Annotated in this window: 18 protein-coding genes; 10 read left to right on the top strand and 8 right to left on the bottom strand. The window is 57.7% G+C overall.

Annotated elements, in window-relative coordinates:
• Positions 1-119: 119 nt before the first annotated feature.
• Genes ftsX through ftsY form a run of 3 tightly spaced genes read right to left on the bottom strand, consistent with a single transcriptional unit; the run spans position 120 to position 3296 of the window.
• Positions 120-1175 carry a permease-like cell division protein FtsX gene (gene ftsX, locus ACOTXD_RS19075; protein WP_003861527.1) on the bottom strand — a complete coding sequence of 352 codons (1056 nt, stop codon included), beginning with the start codon at positions 1173-1175 and terminating at the stop codon, positions 120-122.
• Complete coding sequence (gene ftsE, locus ACOTXD_RS19080) at positions 1168-1833, bottom strand: cell division ATP-binding protein FtsE (RefSeq protein WP_006812284.1); 666 nt, start codon at positions 1831-1833, stop codon at positions 1168-1170. The genes ftsX and ftsE overlap by 8 nt, the downstream gene beginning before the upstream one ends.
• 2 nt (positions 1834-1835) lie before the next feature.
• The gene (ftsY, locus tag ACOTXD_RS19085) at positions 1836-3296 is read right to left on the bottom strand and encodes a signal recognition particle-docking protein FtsY (protein WP_032660650.1); all 1461 of its coding nucleotides are present in this window, start codon (positions 3294-3296) and stop codon (positions 1836-1838) included.
• A gap of 127 nt (positions 3297-3423) precedes the next feature.
• Between ftsY and rsmD the strand changes: the two genes are divergently transcribed.
• Together rsmD and ACOTXD_RS19095 are read left to right on the top strand one after the other, a co-directional pair.
• The gene (gene rsmD / locus ACOTXD_RS19090) at positions 3424-4026 is read left to right on the top strand and encodes a 16S rRNA (guanine(966)-N(2))-methyltransferase (protein WP_023314975.1); all 603 of its coding nucleotides are present in this window, start codon (positions 3424-3426) and stop codon (positions 4024-4026) included.
• On the top strand, positions 4010-4291 hold the full coding sequence (locus tag ACOTXD_RS19095; RefSeq protein ID WP_003861520.1) for a DUF1145 family protein: 282 nt from the start codon (positions 4010-4012) through the stop codon (positions 4289-4291). The genes rsmD and ACOTXD_RS19095 overlap by 17 nt, the downstream gene beginning before the upstream one ends.
• A 60-nt stretch (positions 4292-4351) precedes the next feature.
• Here ACOTXD_RS19095 and ACOTXD_RS19100 read toward each other — a convergent pair whose 3' ends face one another.
• On the bottom strand, positions 4352-4708 hold the full coding sequence (locus ACOTXD_RS19100) for a DUF2500 domain-containing protein (RefSeq protein ID WP_003861518.1): 357 nt from the start codon (positions 4706-4708) through the stop codon (positions 4352-4354).
• Positions 4709-4837: 129 nt separating this feature from the next.
• Between ACOTXD_RS19100 and ACOTXD_RS19105 the strand changes: the two genes are divergently transcribed.
• Together ACOTXD_RS19105 and zntA are read left to right on the top strand one after the other, a co-directional pair.
• Positions 4838-5464 carry a lysoplasmalogenase gene (locus tag ACOTXD_RS19105; RefSeq protein ID WP_003861515.1) on the top strand — a complete coding sequence of 209 codons (627 nt, stop codon included), beginning with the start codon at positions 4838-4840 and terminating at the stop codon, positions 5462-5464.
• A 76-nt stretch (positions 5465-5540) separates the two neighbouring features.
• Entirely contained in the window at positions 5541-7712 is a 2172-nt protein-coding gene (gene zntA, locus ACOTXD_RS19110) for a Zn(II)/Cd(II)/Pb(II) translocating P-type ATPase ZntA (protein WP_061856056.1), read from the top strand.
• Between the two features lie 89 nt (positions 7713-7801).
• Here the strand turns inward: zntA and ACOTXD_RS19115 are convergent, their stop codons facing one another.
• The 4 genes from ACOTXD_RS19115 to tusA form a co-directional block, all read right to left on the bottom strand.
• Positions 7802-9088, bottom strand: coding sequence for a TRAP transporter large permease (locus ACOTXD_RS19115; RefSeq protein ID WP_003861280.1), 1287 nt, complete (start codon positions 9086-9088; stop codon positions 7802-7804).
• A 10-nt stretch (positions 9089-9098) separates the two neighbouring features.
• Positions 9099-9608, bottom strand: coding sequence for a TRAP transporter small permease (locus tag ACOTXD_RS19120; protein WP_003861278.1), 510 nt, complete (start codon positions 9606-9608; stop codon positions 9099-9101).
• A 12-nt stretch (positions 9609-9620) separates the two neighbouring features.
• Positions 9621-10592, bottom strand: coding sequence for a TRAP transporter substrate-binding protein (locus tag ACOTXD_RS19125; RefSeq protein WP_023323840.1), 972 nt, complete (start codon positions 10590-10592; stop codon positions 9621-9623).
• Between the two features lie 234 nt (positions 10593-10826).
• On the bottom strand, positions 10827-11069 hold the full coding sequence (gene tusA / locus ACOTXD_RS19130) for a sulfurtransferase TusA (RefSeq protein ID WP_000130627.1): 243 nt from the start codon (positions 11067-11069) through the stop codon (positions 10827-10829).
• A gap of 169 nt (positions 11070-11238) precedes the next feature.
• On the opposite strand from tusA, the gene ACOTXD_RS19135 reads away from it, so the two are divergent.
• The 6 genes from ACOTXD_RS19135 to ACOTXD_RS19160 all read left to right on the top strand — a co-directional run bounded on the left by ACOTXD_RS19135 (position 11239) and on the right by ACOTXD_RS19160 (position 15617).
• Positions 11239-11904, top strand: a complete 666-nt coding sequence (locus ACOTXD_RS19135) for a 7-cyano-7-deazaguanine/7-aminomethyl-7-deazaguanine transporter (protein ID WP_003861274.1) — start codon at positions 11239-11241, stop codon at positions 11902-11904.
• A 72-nt stretch (positions 11905-11976) separates the two neighbouring features.
• Positions 11977-12534: a DcrB family lipoprotein gene (locus ACOTXD_RS19140; protein WP_003861272.1), complete on the top strand. Its 558-nt coding sequence runs from the start codon at positions 11977-11979 to the stop codon at positions 12532-12534.
• 135 nt (positions 12535-12669) lie between these two features.
• On the top strand, positions 12670-13719 hold the full coding sequence (locus tag ACOTXD_RS19145; RefSeq protein ID WP_003861270.1) for an AI-2E family transporter: 1050 nt from the start codon (positions 12670-12672) through the stop codon (positions 13717-13719).
• Between the two features lie 125 nt (positions 13720-13844).
• On the top strand, positions 13845-14567 hold the full coding sequence (locus ACOTXD_RS19150) for a beta-ketoacyl synthase chain length factor (RefSeq protein WP_017384119.1): 723 nt from the start codon (positions 13845-13847) through the stop codon (positions 14565-14567).
• Positions 14564-15379, top strand: coding sequence for a lysophospholipid acyltransferase family protein (locus ACOTXD_RS19155; RefSeq protein ID WP_023314978.1), 816 nt, complete (start codon positions 14564-14566; stop codon positions 15377-15379). Before ACOTXD_RS19150 ends, ACOTXD_RS19155 begins: the two co-directional genes overlap by 4 nt.
• A complete protein-coding gene (locus tag ACOTXD_RS19160; RefSeq protein ID WP_003861263.1) occupies positions 15360-15617 on the top strand; it encodes a phosphopantetheine-binding protein in 258 nt (85 codons plus the stop codon). The genes ACOTXD_RS19155 and ACOTXD_RS19160 overlap by 20 nt, the downstream gene beginning before the upstream one ends.
• The last annotated feature ends 3 nt before the right edge of the window (positions 15618-15620 follow it).

The following is a 15620-nucleotide window of genomic DNA, read 5'->3' on the forward strand; positions in this document are numbered from 1 at the left end:
ACAGTGAATAAATTACGCACAAAATGTGACATGAAGATGATTACAGGGGAAGAGACAACAGGGACGCTTTCCCTGCAAGCGAACATCTCGGTGCAGGGAAAGATTATATCACGCTTTTATTAGTCGGGAGTAAAGTGGCGTAAATGTTGAACCGTTGCCAGCCATGCCGCCACCCAGCCGATCATGGAGCACACCAGCAGCAACAGCAGGCACTCATCGAAACCTAAACCACTGATATCAAACTTAGTTCCGAAAACCTGCGCCACCTCGGTGACGGCTGACGACAGCCGCATCACCAAAATTTCTGACAATATCAATGAAAGAAATGCACCAGAAAAACCTAATAACGCGCCGCCGTAAAGGAACGGGCGGAGGATGAAACCATCCGTTGCGCCAATCAGTTTCTGCACGTTGATGGTATCGCGACGGGCGAAGATGCTCAGGCGCACGCTATTACCGATGACGAGGAACACCGCCGCCACCATCAGCACGCCGATCATCGCCGACACGCGTCCTACCAGCCCGGTCAGGGCGGCAAGACGGGCAAACCAGCTGTCGTCCATGCGCACTTCATCAATCCCGTTAATGCGGGTAATGCGGTCGCGCAGGGTGTTGAGCGAATCCGTGCCCTGGAAATCGAGTTTCGGGATCACCACCGCCACCGCGGGCAGCGGGTTCTCTTCAAGCATATCCAGCGCGCCGCCAAATCCGGACCAGTTGCGGAATTCGCCCAGCGCTTCATCGCGGGAGAGATAGTTCACCTTTTCCACGCCCTGCTCGGCCTGAATCTGCCCCACTACCTGAGCCGCCGCGTTATCGTCGAGGGCTTTATCCAGATAAACGGTAATCTGCGGCGACGGATAGTACTGGGACGCCGCCTGGTTTACGTTTTTGTAAACCATATAGCAGACGCTGGGCAGCGTCAGGGAGATGGCAATCACCATCACCGTCAGGAACGTCGCCAGCGGTTTGCTTTTCAGATCCTGCAACGCGCCCTGGAAGGCATACCGCACCTGCTCGTTAAAGACGTTGGTTTTGCGGGAGTTCGGTTTCGGTGTCGCTTTGGCACGCTTAGGCGCATTGCGATTGCCGTCACCACCGCCCTGAGGCTTGCGGAAACGGTCAAACCGGTTGCTGAACTGCCGAATCTGGTTCATTGCATCACGCTTATTCACCGTGGCCTCCGTGCAAATGCCCGTCGCTCAGGGTCAGCATGCGGTACGAACGGCGGGAGATCAGCCCCATGTCGTGCGTCGCCATCAGTACCGTGACCCCCACGCGGTTAAATTCCTCAAACAGACGCAGGATCCCTTCAGAGAGGGCATCGTCCAGGTTACCGGTCGGTTCATCCGCCAGCAAAACGGCAGGCTTGTTCACCACCGCACGGGCGATACCCACGCGCTGCTGCTCACCGCCGGAGAGCTGGATCGGGAAGTTCTTCGCTTTGTCCAGCAGCCCGACCTTATCAAGCGCCGCCGAAACGCGACGGCGGATATCATCGTAACTGGCGCCGGCAATAATCAGCGGGATCGCGACGTTATCGAAAACCGTGCGATCCATCAGCAGGTGGTGATCCTGAAAAATCATGCCAATCTGACGACGCAGGAACGGCACTTCACGGTTCTTAAGACGGCTAATTTCATGGCCGCTGAACCAGATTTTCCCGGCGCTTGGCCGCTCGATCCCACAGATCAGCTTGAGCAGGGTACTTTTCCCCGCGCCGGAATGGCCGGTCAGGAATGCCATCTCGCCTGGCTGGAGGTGGAATGTCACCCCCTGTAGCGCTTGTCTCCCGCCGAGATAGGCCTTGCTGACGTGTTCAAAGCGAATCATTGTTAGTCCTCTCGGGCAAATAGTGCCTCAATAAAGTCGTCCGCTTTAAACGGACGTAAATCCTCAATACGCTCGCCCACACCGATGTAACGGATAGGAATGCCGAACTGGTCGGCCACGGAGAAGATCACCCCGCCTTTCGCGGTGCCGTCCAGCTTGGTCAGCGTGATCCCGGTCAGTCCTACCGCTTCATGGAACAGCTTCGCCTGGCTGATGGCGTTCTGTCCGGTGCTGGCGTCGATAGTCAGCATAATTTCATGCGGTGCATCTTCGTCCAGCTTCTTCATGACGCGAACGATTTTCTTCAGCTCTTCCATCAGGTGCGATTTGTTCTGCAAACGCCCCGCGGTATCCGCAATCAGCACGTCCACGTTACGCGACTTCGCCGCCTGGATGGCATCGAAAATCACGGACGCGGAATCCGCGCCGGTGTGCTGAGCAATGACCGGAATATTGTTGCGCTGGCCCCACACCTGGAGCTGTTCCACCGCTGCCGCACGGAAGGTATCGCCCGCCGCCAGCATCACCGATTTGCCCTGCTGCTCAAACTGGCGCGCCAGCTTGCCGATGGTGGTGGTTTTACCCACGCCGTTGACGCCAACCATCAGGATAACAAACGGCATTTTGCCTTCAATATTAAGCGGTTCGTCAACTTTTGCGAGAATTTCACCCATCTCGTCTTTCAGCAGGCCGTACAGCGCCTCGGCGTCGCGCAGCTGTTTGCGGCTCGCCCCTTCGGTCAGGTTGGCGATGATCTTACGGGTAGTTTCCACGCCCACGTCCGCAATCAGCAACTGCTCTTCCAGCTCTTCAAACAGATCGTCGTCGATCTTTTTGCCGCGGAAAAGACTGATAAATCCGGAACCTAAGTTTTCTTTGGTTTTGAGCAGGCTGCGCTTCAGGCGCGCGAAGAAACCTTCTTTTGTCGGTTTTTCCTGCTCCTGAACGATCTCTTCTTCGGCCTGCTCTTCCACCGGTACGACGATGACCGCTTCTTCAGCCGCTTCCGCCGCCAGCGCCTGGGCTTCCAGCTCTTCGTCGGTCAGCTCTGGCTCAAGGACCGCTTCTTCTTCCACCGCCTCAACAATTTCAACGGTTTCCGCTTCGGCCTGCCACTCTTCGGCAGAAACCTCTTCAGCTTTCACCTCTTCCGGCAGCGGCAGCGCTTCGTGTTCGATAGCGGCCTGCGGCGCTTCGGTAAGGGTTTCAACGATAACCGGCTCTGGCTTCTCGCTCTCCTGAACCTGTTCAGTAACCTCAACCACCTCTTCAGCAAAGGATTCAATCTCTTCTTTGCTGTGCGCTGGCTCTTCCGCTTCGACAACCGCAGCGGTTTCGACAGGCGTTTCAGGCTGTGACTGCTCTTCTACAACCTGCTGTTCTTCGGTTTTCTGTTCTGTTTCTTGCTCTTTTTCACCGAAACCCAACCAGGAAAAGAAGCCACGTTTTTTTTGTTTTGCCATCTGCGACTACACTCCTCGCGGCGCTATATACAGGGAAGCTAAAAAAATGATGAAATAGTCTAACACTTTACTTAATTGACATCACCGCCCGCAATCGCAGGGCAATGGTTAACAGAGCTTTCCTGAGATGAAGAAACCCACCCGCGCCCCGGCCGGTCAAATTCGCATTATCGGCGGTCAGTGGCGAGGCCGGAAATTACCGGTGCCGGACAGCCCCGGTTTACGCCCCACCACGGACCGCGTTCGCGAGACGCTGTTTAACTGGCTCGCCCCGTCTATGGTAGACGCCAACTGCCTGGACTGCTTCGCCGGAAGCGGTGCATTAGGGCTGGAAGCGCTGTCGCGCTATGCTGCCAGCGCCACGCTGCTGGAGATGGAGCGCGGCGTCGCGCAGACGTTGCAGCAAAATTTGGCTACGCTGAAGGCAACCAACGCCAAAGTGGTGAATACCAACACGCTGAGCTTCCTCGCCCAACAGGGGACGCCGTACAACGTGGTGTTTGTTGACCCGCCGTTCCGTAAAGGGCTGCTGGAAGAGACGCTATCCCTGCTGGAGCAAAATGGCTGGCTGGCGGACGACGCGCTGATTTACGTTGAAAGCGAAGTGGAAAATGGTCTGCCGTCCGTTCCCGTTCATTGGGATCTGCACCGCGAGAAGGTCGCCGGCCAGGTGGCTTATCGTCTGTATCACCGTCAGGCACAAGGAGGATCCGATGCCAGTACTGATTAACGTAGGGCGCGTGCTGATGCTGGGCGTCTGGGCATTTTTGATTTTGAATCTGGTGCACCCGTTCCCGCGTCCGCTGAATATCTTCATTAACGTGGCGCTGATTTTTACCGCGTTCATGCATGCCTTACAGATGGTGATGCTGAAAAACGGACTGCCGAAAGATAGCCCACCGATGACCGGCTGGCAGCAGCTGCGGGTGTTTATTTTCGGCGTATTTGAGCTGCTCGTGTGGATGAAGAAGTTTAAGGCGCAGGTGAAGAAGTAAGGTGCGGTGTGATGCCCTCACCCTAACCCTCTCCCACTGGGAGAGGGGACCGATCGCGCATTATTCAGCCCTAAAACCTACAAAACGCGACCCTTTATAGCTCAGCGTGCCTTTCTCTCCCACCGTCAGCTGATGGTACTGCTGCGCCTCCAGGCGGAAGGTCATCTCCAGCCCGCCGGTTTCCGGCTTAAAGCTCGCTTCATAGCGCATCGTTGTGCCCGCAGGCGTCACCTGCTGCTGGCGGGAGCGGCGGTCGTTAAGCGGCTTCTCACGCTTGTTCGTCACCACCACGCGCTTTTGCATCAGCGGCGCGGCGTCATTGTCGGCCTTCTCACGGCGCTGCTGCACGAAGCGAAACGAGGCGGCAATGACGATAATCGCCACCACGATAATGAAAAACAGCGGCATCTTGCTCATTGAAAAATCCCATCAGATTATGCGGAATTCAGGATACCTCGCCTGCCCCGGCATTGCCAAACGCCCGCTCGCGTCACTACACTGGATCAGGAACTGATCATTCAGCCTCAACAGTTACAGGGAGTTAATATGCTTTGGTCATTTATCGCTGTCTGTTTTTCCGCATGGCTTTACGTCGATGCGTCCTACCGTGGCCCAGCCTGGCAGCGCTGGTTATTTAAACCCGTCACGCTATTACTCCTGCTGTTGCTTGCCTGGCAGGCCCCGATGTTTAACGCCGTTAGCTATCTTGTCCTCGCGGGGCTGTGTGCTTCCCTGATTGGCGATGCCTTAACCTTGCTGCCGCGTCAGCGCCTGCTGTACGCCGTGGGGGCGTTCTTCCTGTCACATCTGCTCTATACCATCTACTTTGCCAGCCAGATGACGCTCTCCTTCTTCTGGCCACTGCCGCTGGTGCTGCTGGTGATTGGCGCCCTGCTGATCGCGGTGATCTGGTCGCGTCTGGAAGAGATGCGTCTGCCGGTCTGTACGTTTATCGCTATGACGCTGGTGATGGTGTGGCTGGCGGGCGAGCTGTGGTTCTTCCGTCCGACGGCGCCTGCAATGTCTGCGTTCTTCGGTGCCGCACTGTTGCTGTTGGGTAATATCGTCTGGCTGGGCAGCCACTATCGTCGCCGCTTCCGTGCGGATAATGCGATTTCCGCCGCCTGTTACTTTGCCGGACACTTCCTGATTGTGCGTTCGCTGTATATCTAAATAACGCTTGACTCTGGAGTCGACTCCAGAGTGTATGCTGCGGTTAATGAGAAAATTATCATTACCGGAGACTGCCATGTCGACTCCAGAAACACCTAAAAAAGTTCCCCAATTCTCGGCACTTAAGCTCAGCCCGGTTCCGCCAAAAGAGGACTGCTGCTGCGAGGGCGCGTGCGAAACCCAGACCGAAGCGCTGCCTGAAAGCGGCAACCGCTACAGTTGGGTGGTCAACGGCATGGACTGCGCGGCCTGCGCCCGCAAAGTGGAAAATGCGGTGAAGCAGGTGCCAGGCGTGAATCACGTTCAGGTGCTGTTCGCTACCGAAAAGCTGCTGGTCAGCGCCGAAAACGACGTCAGCAGACAGGTTGAAGCCGCCGTCAGCAAAGCGGGTTATACCCTGCGCAGCGAAACGGCGCCCGCAGAAAAAACGTCCCCGCTAAAAGAAAATCTGCCCCTTATCACCCTCATCATCATGATGGCCCTGAGCTGGGGGCTGGAGCAGATCAACCACCCATTCGGCAACCTGGCGTTTATCGCCACCACGCTGGTTGGCCTGTTCCCGATTGCGCGTCAGGCGCTGCGTCTGATGAGAAGCGGCAGCTGGTTTGCCATCGAAACGCTGATGAGCGTGGCGGCTATCGGGGCGCTGTTTATTGGCGCGACGGCGGAAGCGGCGATGGTGCTGCTGCTGTTCTTAATTGGCGAACGCCTTGAGGGCTGGGCGGCGAGCCGGGCGCGTAAAGGGGTGAGCGCGCTGATGGCGCTGAAGCCGGAAACCGCCACGCGGGTTATTCATGGTCAGCGTGAAACGGTCGCCATCAACACCCTGCGCCCGGGCGACGTGATTGAAGTGCCCGCAGGCGGACGCCTGCCAGCCGATGGGGCCCTCGTTACTGCCACCGCAAGTTTTGACGAAAGTGCCCTGACCGGAGAATCCATCCCGGTAGCGCGCGCGGCGGGTGAAAAGGTGCCTGCGGGCGCCACCAGCGTCGACCGACTGGTGCAGTTGACGGTCCTTTCCGAACCGGGCGCCAGCGCCATCGACCGCATCCTCAGGCTGATTGAAGAGGCCGAGGAGCGCCGCGCGCCGGTAGAACGCTTTATCGATCGCTTCAGCCGGATTTACACCCCCGCCATCATGCTGGTGGCGCTGCTGGTCACCGTCGTCCCGCCGCTGTTCTTCGGCGCGCCGTGGGAGGGCTGGATTTACAAAGGGCTGACGCTGCTGCTGATCGGCTGTCCGTGTGCGCTGGTGATCTCCACCCCGGCGGCGATTACCTCAGGGCTGGCGGCGGCGGCACGTCGCGGGGCGCTGATTAAGGGCGGCGCGGCGCTGGAACAGCTGAGCCAGATTCAGCACATCGCCTTCGACAAAACCGGCACGCTGACCGTCGGCAAGCCGCAGGTGACCGGCGTGTATCCGCAGGACATCAGTGAAGACGCCCTGCTGACGCTGGCCGCTGCCGTGGAGCAGGGCTCCACTCACCCGCTGGCGCAGGCGATTGTGCGAGAAGCGCAGTCGCGCGGGCTGAACATCCCTCCGGCAACCGCCCAGCGAGCGCTGGTCGGGTCAGGGATTGAAGCTGTGGTCGAAGGCAAAAAAGTGTTGATCGCCTCGGCAGGCGCGTTCCCGAATCCACAGGTTGAGGCATTAGAGCAGGCCGGGCAGACGGTCGTTGCCGTGATGCAGGACGGTGTACCGATGGGCATGCTGGCGCTGCGCGACACCCTGCGCGACGATGCGAAAGACGCCGTCGACGCGCTGCACAGGCTGGGAGTACAGGGTGTGATCCTGACCGGCGATAATCCGCGCGCGGCGGCGGCGATTGCCGGTGAGCTGGGGATGGAGTTTAAGGCCGGATTGTTGCCTGCGGATAAAGTCAGCGCGGTAACCGAGCTGAACAGCAACGCCCCGCTGGCGATGGTCGGGGACGGGATAAACGATGCCCCGGCAATGAAAGCTTCCACCATCGGCATTGCGATGGGCAGCGGCACCGACGTGGCGCTGGAGACCGCCGACGCGGCGCTGACGCACAACCGCCTGACCGGGCTGGCGCAGATGATAGATCTTGCGCGGGCGACGCGCGCCAATATTCGGCAGAACATCAGCATTGCGCTGGGTCTGAAGGGGATTTTCCTGGTCACCACGCTGCTCGGCATGACCGGACTGTGGCTGGCGGTACTGGCGGATACGGGGGCGACGGTGCTGGTTACGGCGAACGCGTTGCGGCTGTTGCGCCAAAGGTAAAAGTGAAACGGCAACCGGGTTGCCGTTTCTCGTGTTTGCCCCCTCTCCCCGCGGGAGAGGGCCGGGGTGAGGGCATCAGGCCGCACGTATCACTGCATCCCTAGCAGCCCCGGCAACCACAATGAAATCGCCGGGATGTACGTCACCATCCCCAGCACCACCAGCAACATACCGTAAAACGGCAGCATCGCCCGCACCACGTGCTCGATCTTCTGCTTACTCACCGCGCTCGCCACGAACAGCACCGATCCGACCGGCGGCGTGATCAGCCCAATCCCCAGGTTCACCATCATGATCATCCCAAAATGCACCGGGTCGATCCCCAGCGAGTTGGTCACCGGCAGCAGCACCGGGGTCAGGATCAGGATGATCGGCGCCATGTCCATCAGCGTGCCAATCAGCAGCAGCATGATATTGAGGTACATCAGGATCACGTATTTGTTATCGGAGAGCGACGTGAAGAATTCGGTGATGCGCATCGGCAGCTGCATGTAGGTCATTACCGCGCCAAACGCCGCGGCAAAGCCAATCAAAATCATCACGATGGTGACGGTTTTCACCGTGCGGCACATCAGCTTCGGCAGTTCGCTCCATTTATAGTCGCGGTAGATAAACATAGTGACGAAAAACGCCCACAGGCAGGCCACGGCGGCAGATTCGGTCGCCGTGAATATCCCGGACAAGATCCCGCCGAGGATAATCACCACCGTCATCAGCCCCCACAGGGCATCGAGCATGATTTTCAGCGCCTGCCTGAACGGGATTTTGTCCCCCTTCGGATAGCCGCGCTTGCGGGCGAAGCACAGGCAGAGCACCATCAGGCTCACGCCCAGCAGCAGGCCCGGCAGCACGCCCGCGATAAACAGCGTGGCGATGGAAACCGTTCCCCCTGCCGCCAGGGAGTAAATCACCGAGTTGTGGCTAGGCGGGATCAGGATCGCCTGCACCGACCCGCTGGCCGTCACCGCCGCCGCGTATTCACGCGGATAGCCCTTCTTCTCCATCTCCGGGATCATCACGCTGCCAATAGACGCCGTATCCGCCACCGACGAGCCGGAAATCGCGCCGAAGAACGTTGATGCCACGATGTTCACCAGCGACAGCCCGCCGCGAATAAAGCCGACAAAAACGTACGCGAAGTTAACCAGCCGTCGGGCAATACCCCCTTCCGCCATGATCGCCCCGGCAAGAATGAAGAACGGGATCGCCAGCAGGGTAAATTTATTCACTCCACTGGTGATCTGGATCATCAGCGCCTCCAGCGGCAGGTCAATCCACAGCGCGCCCGCCACGGCGCTTAAGCCGACGGCGAAGGCCACCGGCATCCCCAGCGCCAGCAAAATGGCGAGGGTGAATAACAAAACAAAAGCATCCATTGTTCACCCCTTAACTGTGATTGCCGATCAGCACGACCGGACGGTTTTCCTGCGAGCCAAACAGCAGGCGTTCAAGCACAAACAGGATCAAAATGGCCGACCCGACAGGCAGCGGCAGATAGCTTTCGCCGGAGGTCAGGAGCGGAAACTCCGCCACCGGCTGCTCCCACAGCTCGACGCACAGCCAGTAGCTGTACCAGCACATCAGGCCGGAGATGAGCAGCATCAGCAGATCTACCACTCGCGCGCACACTCTTTGCAGCGACGCGGGCAGGCGGTCGGTGAGCATGTTGACCGCGATATGCGACCCGGCGCGATAGCTCACCGCCGCGCCGATAAAGGTAAACGTCACCATGCAGATAATGGCGATCGGCTCCGGCCAGGATTCGCCGCGATTGAGCACATAGCGAGAGAAGATGCCAATGGGGATCACAATCGTCATCACCAGTAGCGAGAGACCCGCCACCACCATGGCGAGCAGGTACAGACGGTCCATCCACTTCAGGTAGAGTTCGGACATACGTACTCCGGCTTACTGAACGTCAGCGATGGCTTTCATCAGATCCTGATGCTTATCGCCATACTGCGCGCGCACCGGCTCTGTCGCCTTGATAAACACCGTTTTATCGATGTCGTGGAACTGCACGCCGCCGGCCTTCATTTTCGCCAGCGCCTGGTCGTTATACGCATTCCACAGCTTGCGCTGCTCGAACTGCGCTTCGCGGGCCAGCGTCAGGATCTTTTGCTGTTCGTCAGCGCTGAGCTTGTCCCATTTCACTTTGGAGTAGAGCAGCATTTCCGGGGTGATGAAGTGGCCGCTCAGCGTGTAGTTTTTGGCGACCGGCATATAGTTGTGGGCGATAAAGGTTGGCGGGTTGTTCTCCGCGCCGTCGATCACCCCGGTCTGCATGCCGCTGTAAACCTCGCTGACGCCCATCGCCACCGAGTTCGCCCCCATCGCTTTCAGCGTGGCCAGCGCCACCGGGCTGCCCTGCACGCGGATTTTCTTCCCTTTCAGATCGTCCGGTTTGACGATCGGCTCTTTGGTGATCAGGTTGCGGGTGCCGGAATCCATCCAGCCAAGGAAGACCAGACGCGATTTCGGGTTGGCGGTGAGTTTGTCGCCGATCTGCTTGCCGATATCCCCGTCGATCACCTTGTGCATGTGGTCTTCATCGCGGAATACGTAGGGCAGGGTAAACACTTCGATATCCGGCAGGATGGCAGCCACCGGTGCCATGGAGACGCGGATCATGTCGATCGCCCCCATCTGCGCCTGCTCAATCATCTGCTTTTCATCCCCCAGCACGCCGCCGGGGAAGACCTTAATCTCCAGCTTGCCATCGGTTTGTTGTTTGAGTTTTTCACCCATGTGCTGGACCGCCACCACGTTCGGGTAGCCTTCGGGATGCACATCGGCGGCTTTAATGGTCTGGGCAGAAACGGTGCAGGCGAAAGCAGTCAGACACAGCGCGGCCAGTAACGGCTTGAGGGTCGTTTTCATTAAGTCAACTCCAGGGTAGTGAGATAAGCGTTAAAACGATGTTTTAATTTTTGACGCTTAAAAATTAGACTACGGCTGGAAAAGGGAGGGTGAAGCGCCTCACAAAAAGCGCGAAATTTTGAAACGATGGTTCGAAATTGTGATGAGTACTTGTCGGGTGGCGGCTGCGCCTTACCCGACCTACTACACCCGTAGGCCCGTGCAAGCGAAGCGCCGCCGGGCGTCAGGCCGCACTTACCCCTTACGAATCAAATACCGGTACGGCAAGGTCTCGGTTTGCTGCGCCACCAGCTCATGTTCCATAAAGGTACAAAAGCCGGGGATATCACGGGTGGTAGCCGGGTCATCAGCGACGATCAGCAGCGTTTCGCCACTCTGCATGTTACGGACGGTTTTACGCACCATCATTACCGGCTCCGGGCAACGGAGACCCTGAGCATCAAGCGTGTGGTCTGGGCTGGAAAACAGGTCGGTCATTTTCTTCTCGTTCAGGTAAAAACGGCTGTAGTTTACGCCCCGCTATCGCCAATGCAAACCAGGTTAACGATTGCGTGAAAATTAGCCATTGCAAAGTGTCGTCAAAGCAGTATCATGCGGCGGCTTTATTGGGTTCCCTCACCCCAAATATTAATCAAAAAGGTACAATATGAACTCCTTTACACAATCGCAGCGCGTCAAGGCGTTGTTCTGGCTTTCGCTATTTCATCTGCTGGTGATCATCTCCAGTAACTATCTGGTACAGCTCCCCATCTCCATTTTTGGTTTCCATACCACCTGGGGCGCGTTCAGTTTCCCGTTTATTTTCCTTGCGACGGATTTAACCGTGCGTATTTTTGGCGCACCGCTGGCGCGGCGGATTATTTTTGCGGTGATGATCCCGGCACTGTTTGTCTCCTATGCCATCTCCTCGCTGTTTTACATGGGAAGCTGGCAGGGCTTCGAAGCGCTGACGCACTTCAACCTGTTCGTCGCGCGTATTGCCACCGCCAGCTTTATGGCCTACGCCCTGGGGCAGATCCTCGATGTCCACGTGTTTAACCGCCTGCGTCAAAACCATCGCTGGTGGATGGCGCCAACGGCCTCCACGCTGTTCGGTAACGTGAGCGATACGCTGGCCTTCTTCTTCATCGCCTTCTGGCGCAGCCCGGACGCCTTCATGGCAGAACACTGGATGGAAATCGCTCTGGTGGACTACGCCTTTAAGGTGCTTATCAGCCTGGTCTTCTTCCTGCCGATGTACGGCGTACTGTTGAATATGCTGCTGAAAAGGCTGGCAGATAAATCTGAAATCTCCGCATTGCAGGCAGGTTAAGGGTTCGCTTTATCAGTTGTGATAAGATGAACGAATGAGCCGTTATGGCCGTTTATCGAAAGGAAGAAGTCAATGCGCAATCTGGTTAAATATGTCGGGATTGGCCTGCTAGTTGTTGGCCTTGCAGCCTGTGATAACAGCGACACCAAAACGCCTGCTCAGGGCGCGTCAGCAGAAAGCAACGCCACCGGTCAGCCGGTGAGCCTGATGGATGGCAAACTCAGTTTCTCTCTGCCCGCGGACATGACCGACCAGAGCGGTAAGCTGGGTACCCAGGCGAACAATATGCACGTCTATTCCGATGCCACCGGCCAAAAAGCGGTGATTGTGATCGTCGGTGACGATACCAGCGAAGATCTGGGCGTGCTGGCCAAACGCCTGGAAGATCAGCAGCGCAGCCGCGACCCGCAGCTTCAGGTGGTCACCAACAAGTCTGTTGAACTGAAAGGCCACACGCTGCAACAGCTGGACAGCATCATCTCTGCCAAAGGCCAGACCGCGTACTCCTCCGTGGTGCTCGGCAAGGTGGACAATAAACTGCTGACCATGCAGATCACCCTGCCGGCAGATAATCAGCAGAAAGCGCAGACCGCCGCTGAAAACATCATTAACACCCTCGTGATCCAGTAATCGTTCACCGGGATGCCGTGGCCTCCGTCGCTTGCGCCGGGGGCCATTTTTTTGCCACGACTTTCAGACTAACGCTCCAGACGAAGCCCATCCGGCGCACTACAATTAACACGCCCCCCGGAAAAAGGAATTCTTATGACTGCCAGCCCGCCCGACAAAGCCGGACTTCATATTTTATTAAAACTTGCCTGCCTGGTGGTTATCCTTGCGGGTATCCACGCGGCGGCGGATATCATTGTTCAGCTTCTGCTGGCGCTGTTTTTCGCCATTGTGCTCAACCCGCTGGTGACATGGTTTTTACGCCGGGGCATCAGCCGCCCGGTCGCGATTACCATTGTGGTGATGGTGATGCTGGTTGTCCTGACGGCGCTGTTCGGCGTGCTCGCCGCCTCGCTGAGCGAATTTTCCACCATGCTGCCGCAGTACAATAAAGAGCTGACGCGCAAGCTGGTCGATCTTCAGCGCATGTTGCCGTTCGTGAATCTGCATATCTCACCGGAACGGATGCTGCGCCGGATGGATTCCGAGAAGGTGATGACCTACGCCACCACGTTGATGACCGGGCTTTCCGGGGCAATGGCCAGCATTCTGCTGCTGGTGATGACGGTGGTGTTTATGCTGTTCGAAGTGCGCCACGTGCCGTATAAGCTGCGTTTTGCCCTGAACAATCCGCAGATCCACATTGCCGGCTTGCACCGCGCGCTGAAGGGCGTGTCCAAGTATCTGGCGCTGAAAACATTGTTAAGCCTGTGGACCGGCGTGATCGTCTGGCTGGGGCTGGTACTGCTGGACGTGCAGTTCGCGCTGATGTGGGGCGTGCTGGCGTTTTTACTGAACTACGTACCCAATATCGGCGCGGTGCTTTCCGCCGTTCCGCCGATGATCCAGGCGTTCCTGTTTAACGGTTTTTATGAGTGCATGCTGGTAGGGGCGCTGTTCCTCGTCGTGCATATGGTGCTGGGTAACATTCTTGAGCCGCGCATGATGGGCCACCGTCTGGGCATGTCGACGATGGTGGTGTTTTTATCGTTACTGATCTGGGGATGGCTGCTGGGTCCGGTGGGCATGCTGCTCTCCGTGCCGCTCACCAGCGTCTGTAAAATCTGGATGGAAACCACGAAAGGAGGCAGTAAACTCGCCATTCTTCTGGGTCCGGGTCGGCCAAAAAGCCGTTTGCCGGGATAACCGGGTGGAAAGGGTCAAAAGTGACGTTTATTCGCCAGCGCGACGACAACATTGTACGATGTGCGCAGTAAATCGCGCTGGCGAAGAAAAAGTCACAGAAACAGGTTTATCGCGGACGCGCGTAGATGAAATTTACACTTACCCTTATCGACTGGCAGGCAAGAGCGCCAGGACTCAGCGATGCCGACGAATGGCAGGCATGGTCACGCCGGTCTGACGCCATCGATCCCGCTGCACCGCTGGCGAAACTGACCGATCTGCCGATGATGACCGCCCGCCGCCTGAATTCAGGCAGCAGGCTGGCCGTCGATCTTGGCCTGATGATGCTGCGCAAACACCGCATCGATGCCGTCGTCTACAGCAGCCGTCATGGGGAGCTGGAGCGCAATTTCCGTATTCTTCAGGCCCTGGCGGCAGAACAGCCCGTTTCCCCCACCGATTTTGCCATGTCGGTACACAACTCGGCGGTCGGCAATCTCACTATCGCCGCGCGTCAGCCTGTTGTCTCTTCGTCGGTTTCCGCCGGTATGGATACCTTCCAGCAGAGCTTGTGCGACGTGCTGAGCCTGCTGCATGCGGGCTACTCCCGCGTATTGCTGGTGGATTTCGACGGTCTGCTGCCTGATTTTTATCACGCCGGGTTGCCACCGCAGATGCCCGTCTGGCCCTACGCGCTGGCGCTGGTGATTGAAGCCGGAAATACGCTCAGCTGTGAAACGCACGTCAACCGCACGCCTGAAGAGCCCGCGCTGCCGCAAAGCCTCCAGTTCCTGCGCCATTACCTGCGGGACGAGCGCCAGTTCACCCTGCCGGGCGAGCGCCTGCTGTGGCAATGGACGCGCCAATGAGAGGGTTACGTTCCCGCCTCGATCGGTTATGGCGGATGCTGATGACCGGATTGTGCTTCGCCCTGTTCGGCCTCGGCGGACTGACGCTGTCGCTGGTGTGGTTTAACCTGCTGCTGATTTTCCAGCGCGACCGCACCCAACGTCGCCGCCTGGCACGCCGTACTATTTCTGCCAGTTTTCGCCTGTTCCTCGCGGTGGTACGCGGTGTAGGGGTACTGGATTACCGTTTCAACAACCTGGACGTTCTACGCGCCGAGCGGGGCTGTCTGGTGATTGCGAATCATCCCTCGCTGCTGGACTACGTTCTGCTGGCGTCGGTGATGAACGAAACCGACTGTCTGGTGAAAAGCGCGTTGCTGCGTAATCCGTTCGTCAGCGGCGTGATCCGCGCGGCTGACTATCTGATTAACAGCGAAGCCGACACGCTGCTTGCCGCAAGCCAGCAGCGTCTGTCCCAGGGCGACACCCTGCTTATCTTCCCTGAAGGCACCCGCACCCGGGTGGGGGAAGTCATGACCCTGCAACGTGGGGCGGCGAATATCGCCGTTCGCTGCAACAGCGCCGTGCGCGTGGTGGTGATCCACTGTAGCGAACGGATGCTGGATAAACAGAGCAGCTGGTATAACGTGCCCCCCAACAAACCTGTTTTCACCGTGGATGTTCGCGAACGCATCAACATTCATGATTTTTATGATGCGAGTCAGCACGAACCCGCGCTGGCAGCAAGGCAGTTAAACCGGCATATGCAGCATCAGTTAACAACCGGTCTTCAATCTTTGTCAGGAACGAAAGATGCAAGCGCTCTATCTTGAAATTAAGAATCTCATTATCTCTACGCTGAATCTGGAAGAACTTACCCCAGAGGATATTGATACAGACGCCGCGCTCTTTGGCGACGGCCTCGGTCTGGACTCAATCGACGCCCTTGAGCTGGGGCTGGCGGTAAAAAATCAGTACGGCGTAGTGCTTTCTGCCGAAAGTGATGAGATGCGTCAGCACTTTTATTCCGTTGCCACGCTCGCGGCTTTTATCCATCAACAACGCGCCTGAGAA

Source organism: Enterobacter cloacae complex sp. CDL013 (assembly GCF_049238805.1).
GTDB lineage: Bacteria > Pseudomonadota > Gammaproteobacteria > Enterobacterales > Enterobacteriaceae > Enterobacter > Enterobacter hormaechei_C.

What these genes read in the sequence shown, in the direction of transcription:
- ftsE (WP_006812284.1), bottom strand. Translation starts at nt 1,833, where the DNA reads ATGATTCGCTTTGAACACGTCAGCAAGGCCTATCTCGGCGGGAGACAA.
- tusA (WP_000130627.1), bottom strand. Translation starts at nt 11,069, where the DNA reads ATGACCGACCTGTTTTCCAGCCCAGACCACACGCTTGATGCTCAGGGT.
- ACOTXD_RS19135 (WP_003861274.1), top strand. Translation starts at nt 11,239, where the DNA reads ATGAACTCCTTTACACAATCGCAGCGCGTCAAGGCGTTGTTCTGGCTT.
- ACOTXD_RS19160 (WP_003861263.1), top strand. Translation starts at nt 15,360, where the DNA reads ATGCAAGCGCTCTATCTTGAAATTAAGAATCTCATTATCTCTACGCTG.
- ACOTXD_RS19100 (WP_003861518.1), bottom strand. Translation starts at nt 4,708, where the DNA reads ATGAGCAAGATGCCGCTGTTTTTCATTATCGTGGTGGCGATTATCGTC.
- ACOTXD_RS19140 (WP_003861272.1), top strand. Translation starts at nt 11,977, where the DNA reads ATGCGCAATCTGGTTAAATATGTCGGGATTGGCCTGCTAGTTGTTGGC.
- ftsY (WP_032660650.1), bottom strand. Translation starts at nt 3,296, where the DNA reads ATGGCAAAACAAAAAAAACGTGGCTTCTTTTCCTGGTTGGGTTTCGGT.
- rsmD (WP_023314975.1), top strand. Translation starts at nt 3,424, where the DNA reads ATGAAGAAACCCACCCGCGCCCCGGCCGGTCAAATTCGCATTATCGGC.
- ACOTXD_RS19095 (WP_003861520.1), top strand. Translation starts at nt 4,010, where the DNA reads ATGCCAGTACTGATTAACGTAGGGCGCGTGCTGATGCTGGGCGTCTGG.
- ACOTXD_RS19150 (WP_017384119.1), top strand. Translation starts at nt 13,845, where the DNA reads ATGAAATTTACACTTACCCTTATCGACTGGCAGGCAAGAGCGCCAGGA.
- zntA (WP_061856056.1), top strand. Translation starts at nt 5,541, where the DNA reads ATGTCGACTCCAGAAACACCTAAAAAAGTTCCCCAATTCTCGGCACTT.
- ACOTXD_RS19120 (WP_003861278.1), bottom strand. Translation starts at nt 9,608, where the DNA reads ATGTCCGAACTCTACCTGAAGTGGATGGACCGTCTGTACCTGCTCGCC.
- ACOTXD_RS19105 (WP_003861515.1), top strand. Translation starts at nt 4,838, where the DNA reads ATGCTTTGGTCATTTATCGCTGTCTGTTTTTCCGCATGGCTTTACGTC.
- ACOTXD_RS19155 (WP_023314978.1), top strand. Translation starts at nt 14,564, where the DNA reads ATGAGAGGGTTACGTTCCCGCCTCGATCGGTTATGGCGGATGCTGATG.
- ACOTXD_RS19145 (WP_003861270.1), top strand. Translation starts at nt 12,670, where the DNA reads ATGACTGCCAGCCCGCCCGACAAAGCCGGACTTCATATTTTATTAAAA.
- ACOTXD_RS19115 (WP_003861280.1), bottom strand. Translation starts at nt 9,088, where the DNA reads ATGGATGCTTTTGTTTTGTTATTCACCCTCGCCATTTTGCTGGCGCTG.
- ACOTXD_RS19125 (WP_023323840.1), bottom strand. Translation starts at nt 10,592, where the DNA reads ATGAAAACGACCCTCAAGCCGTTACTGGCCGCGCTGTGTCTGACTGCT.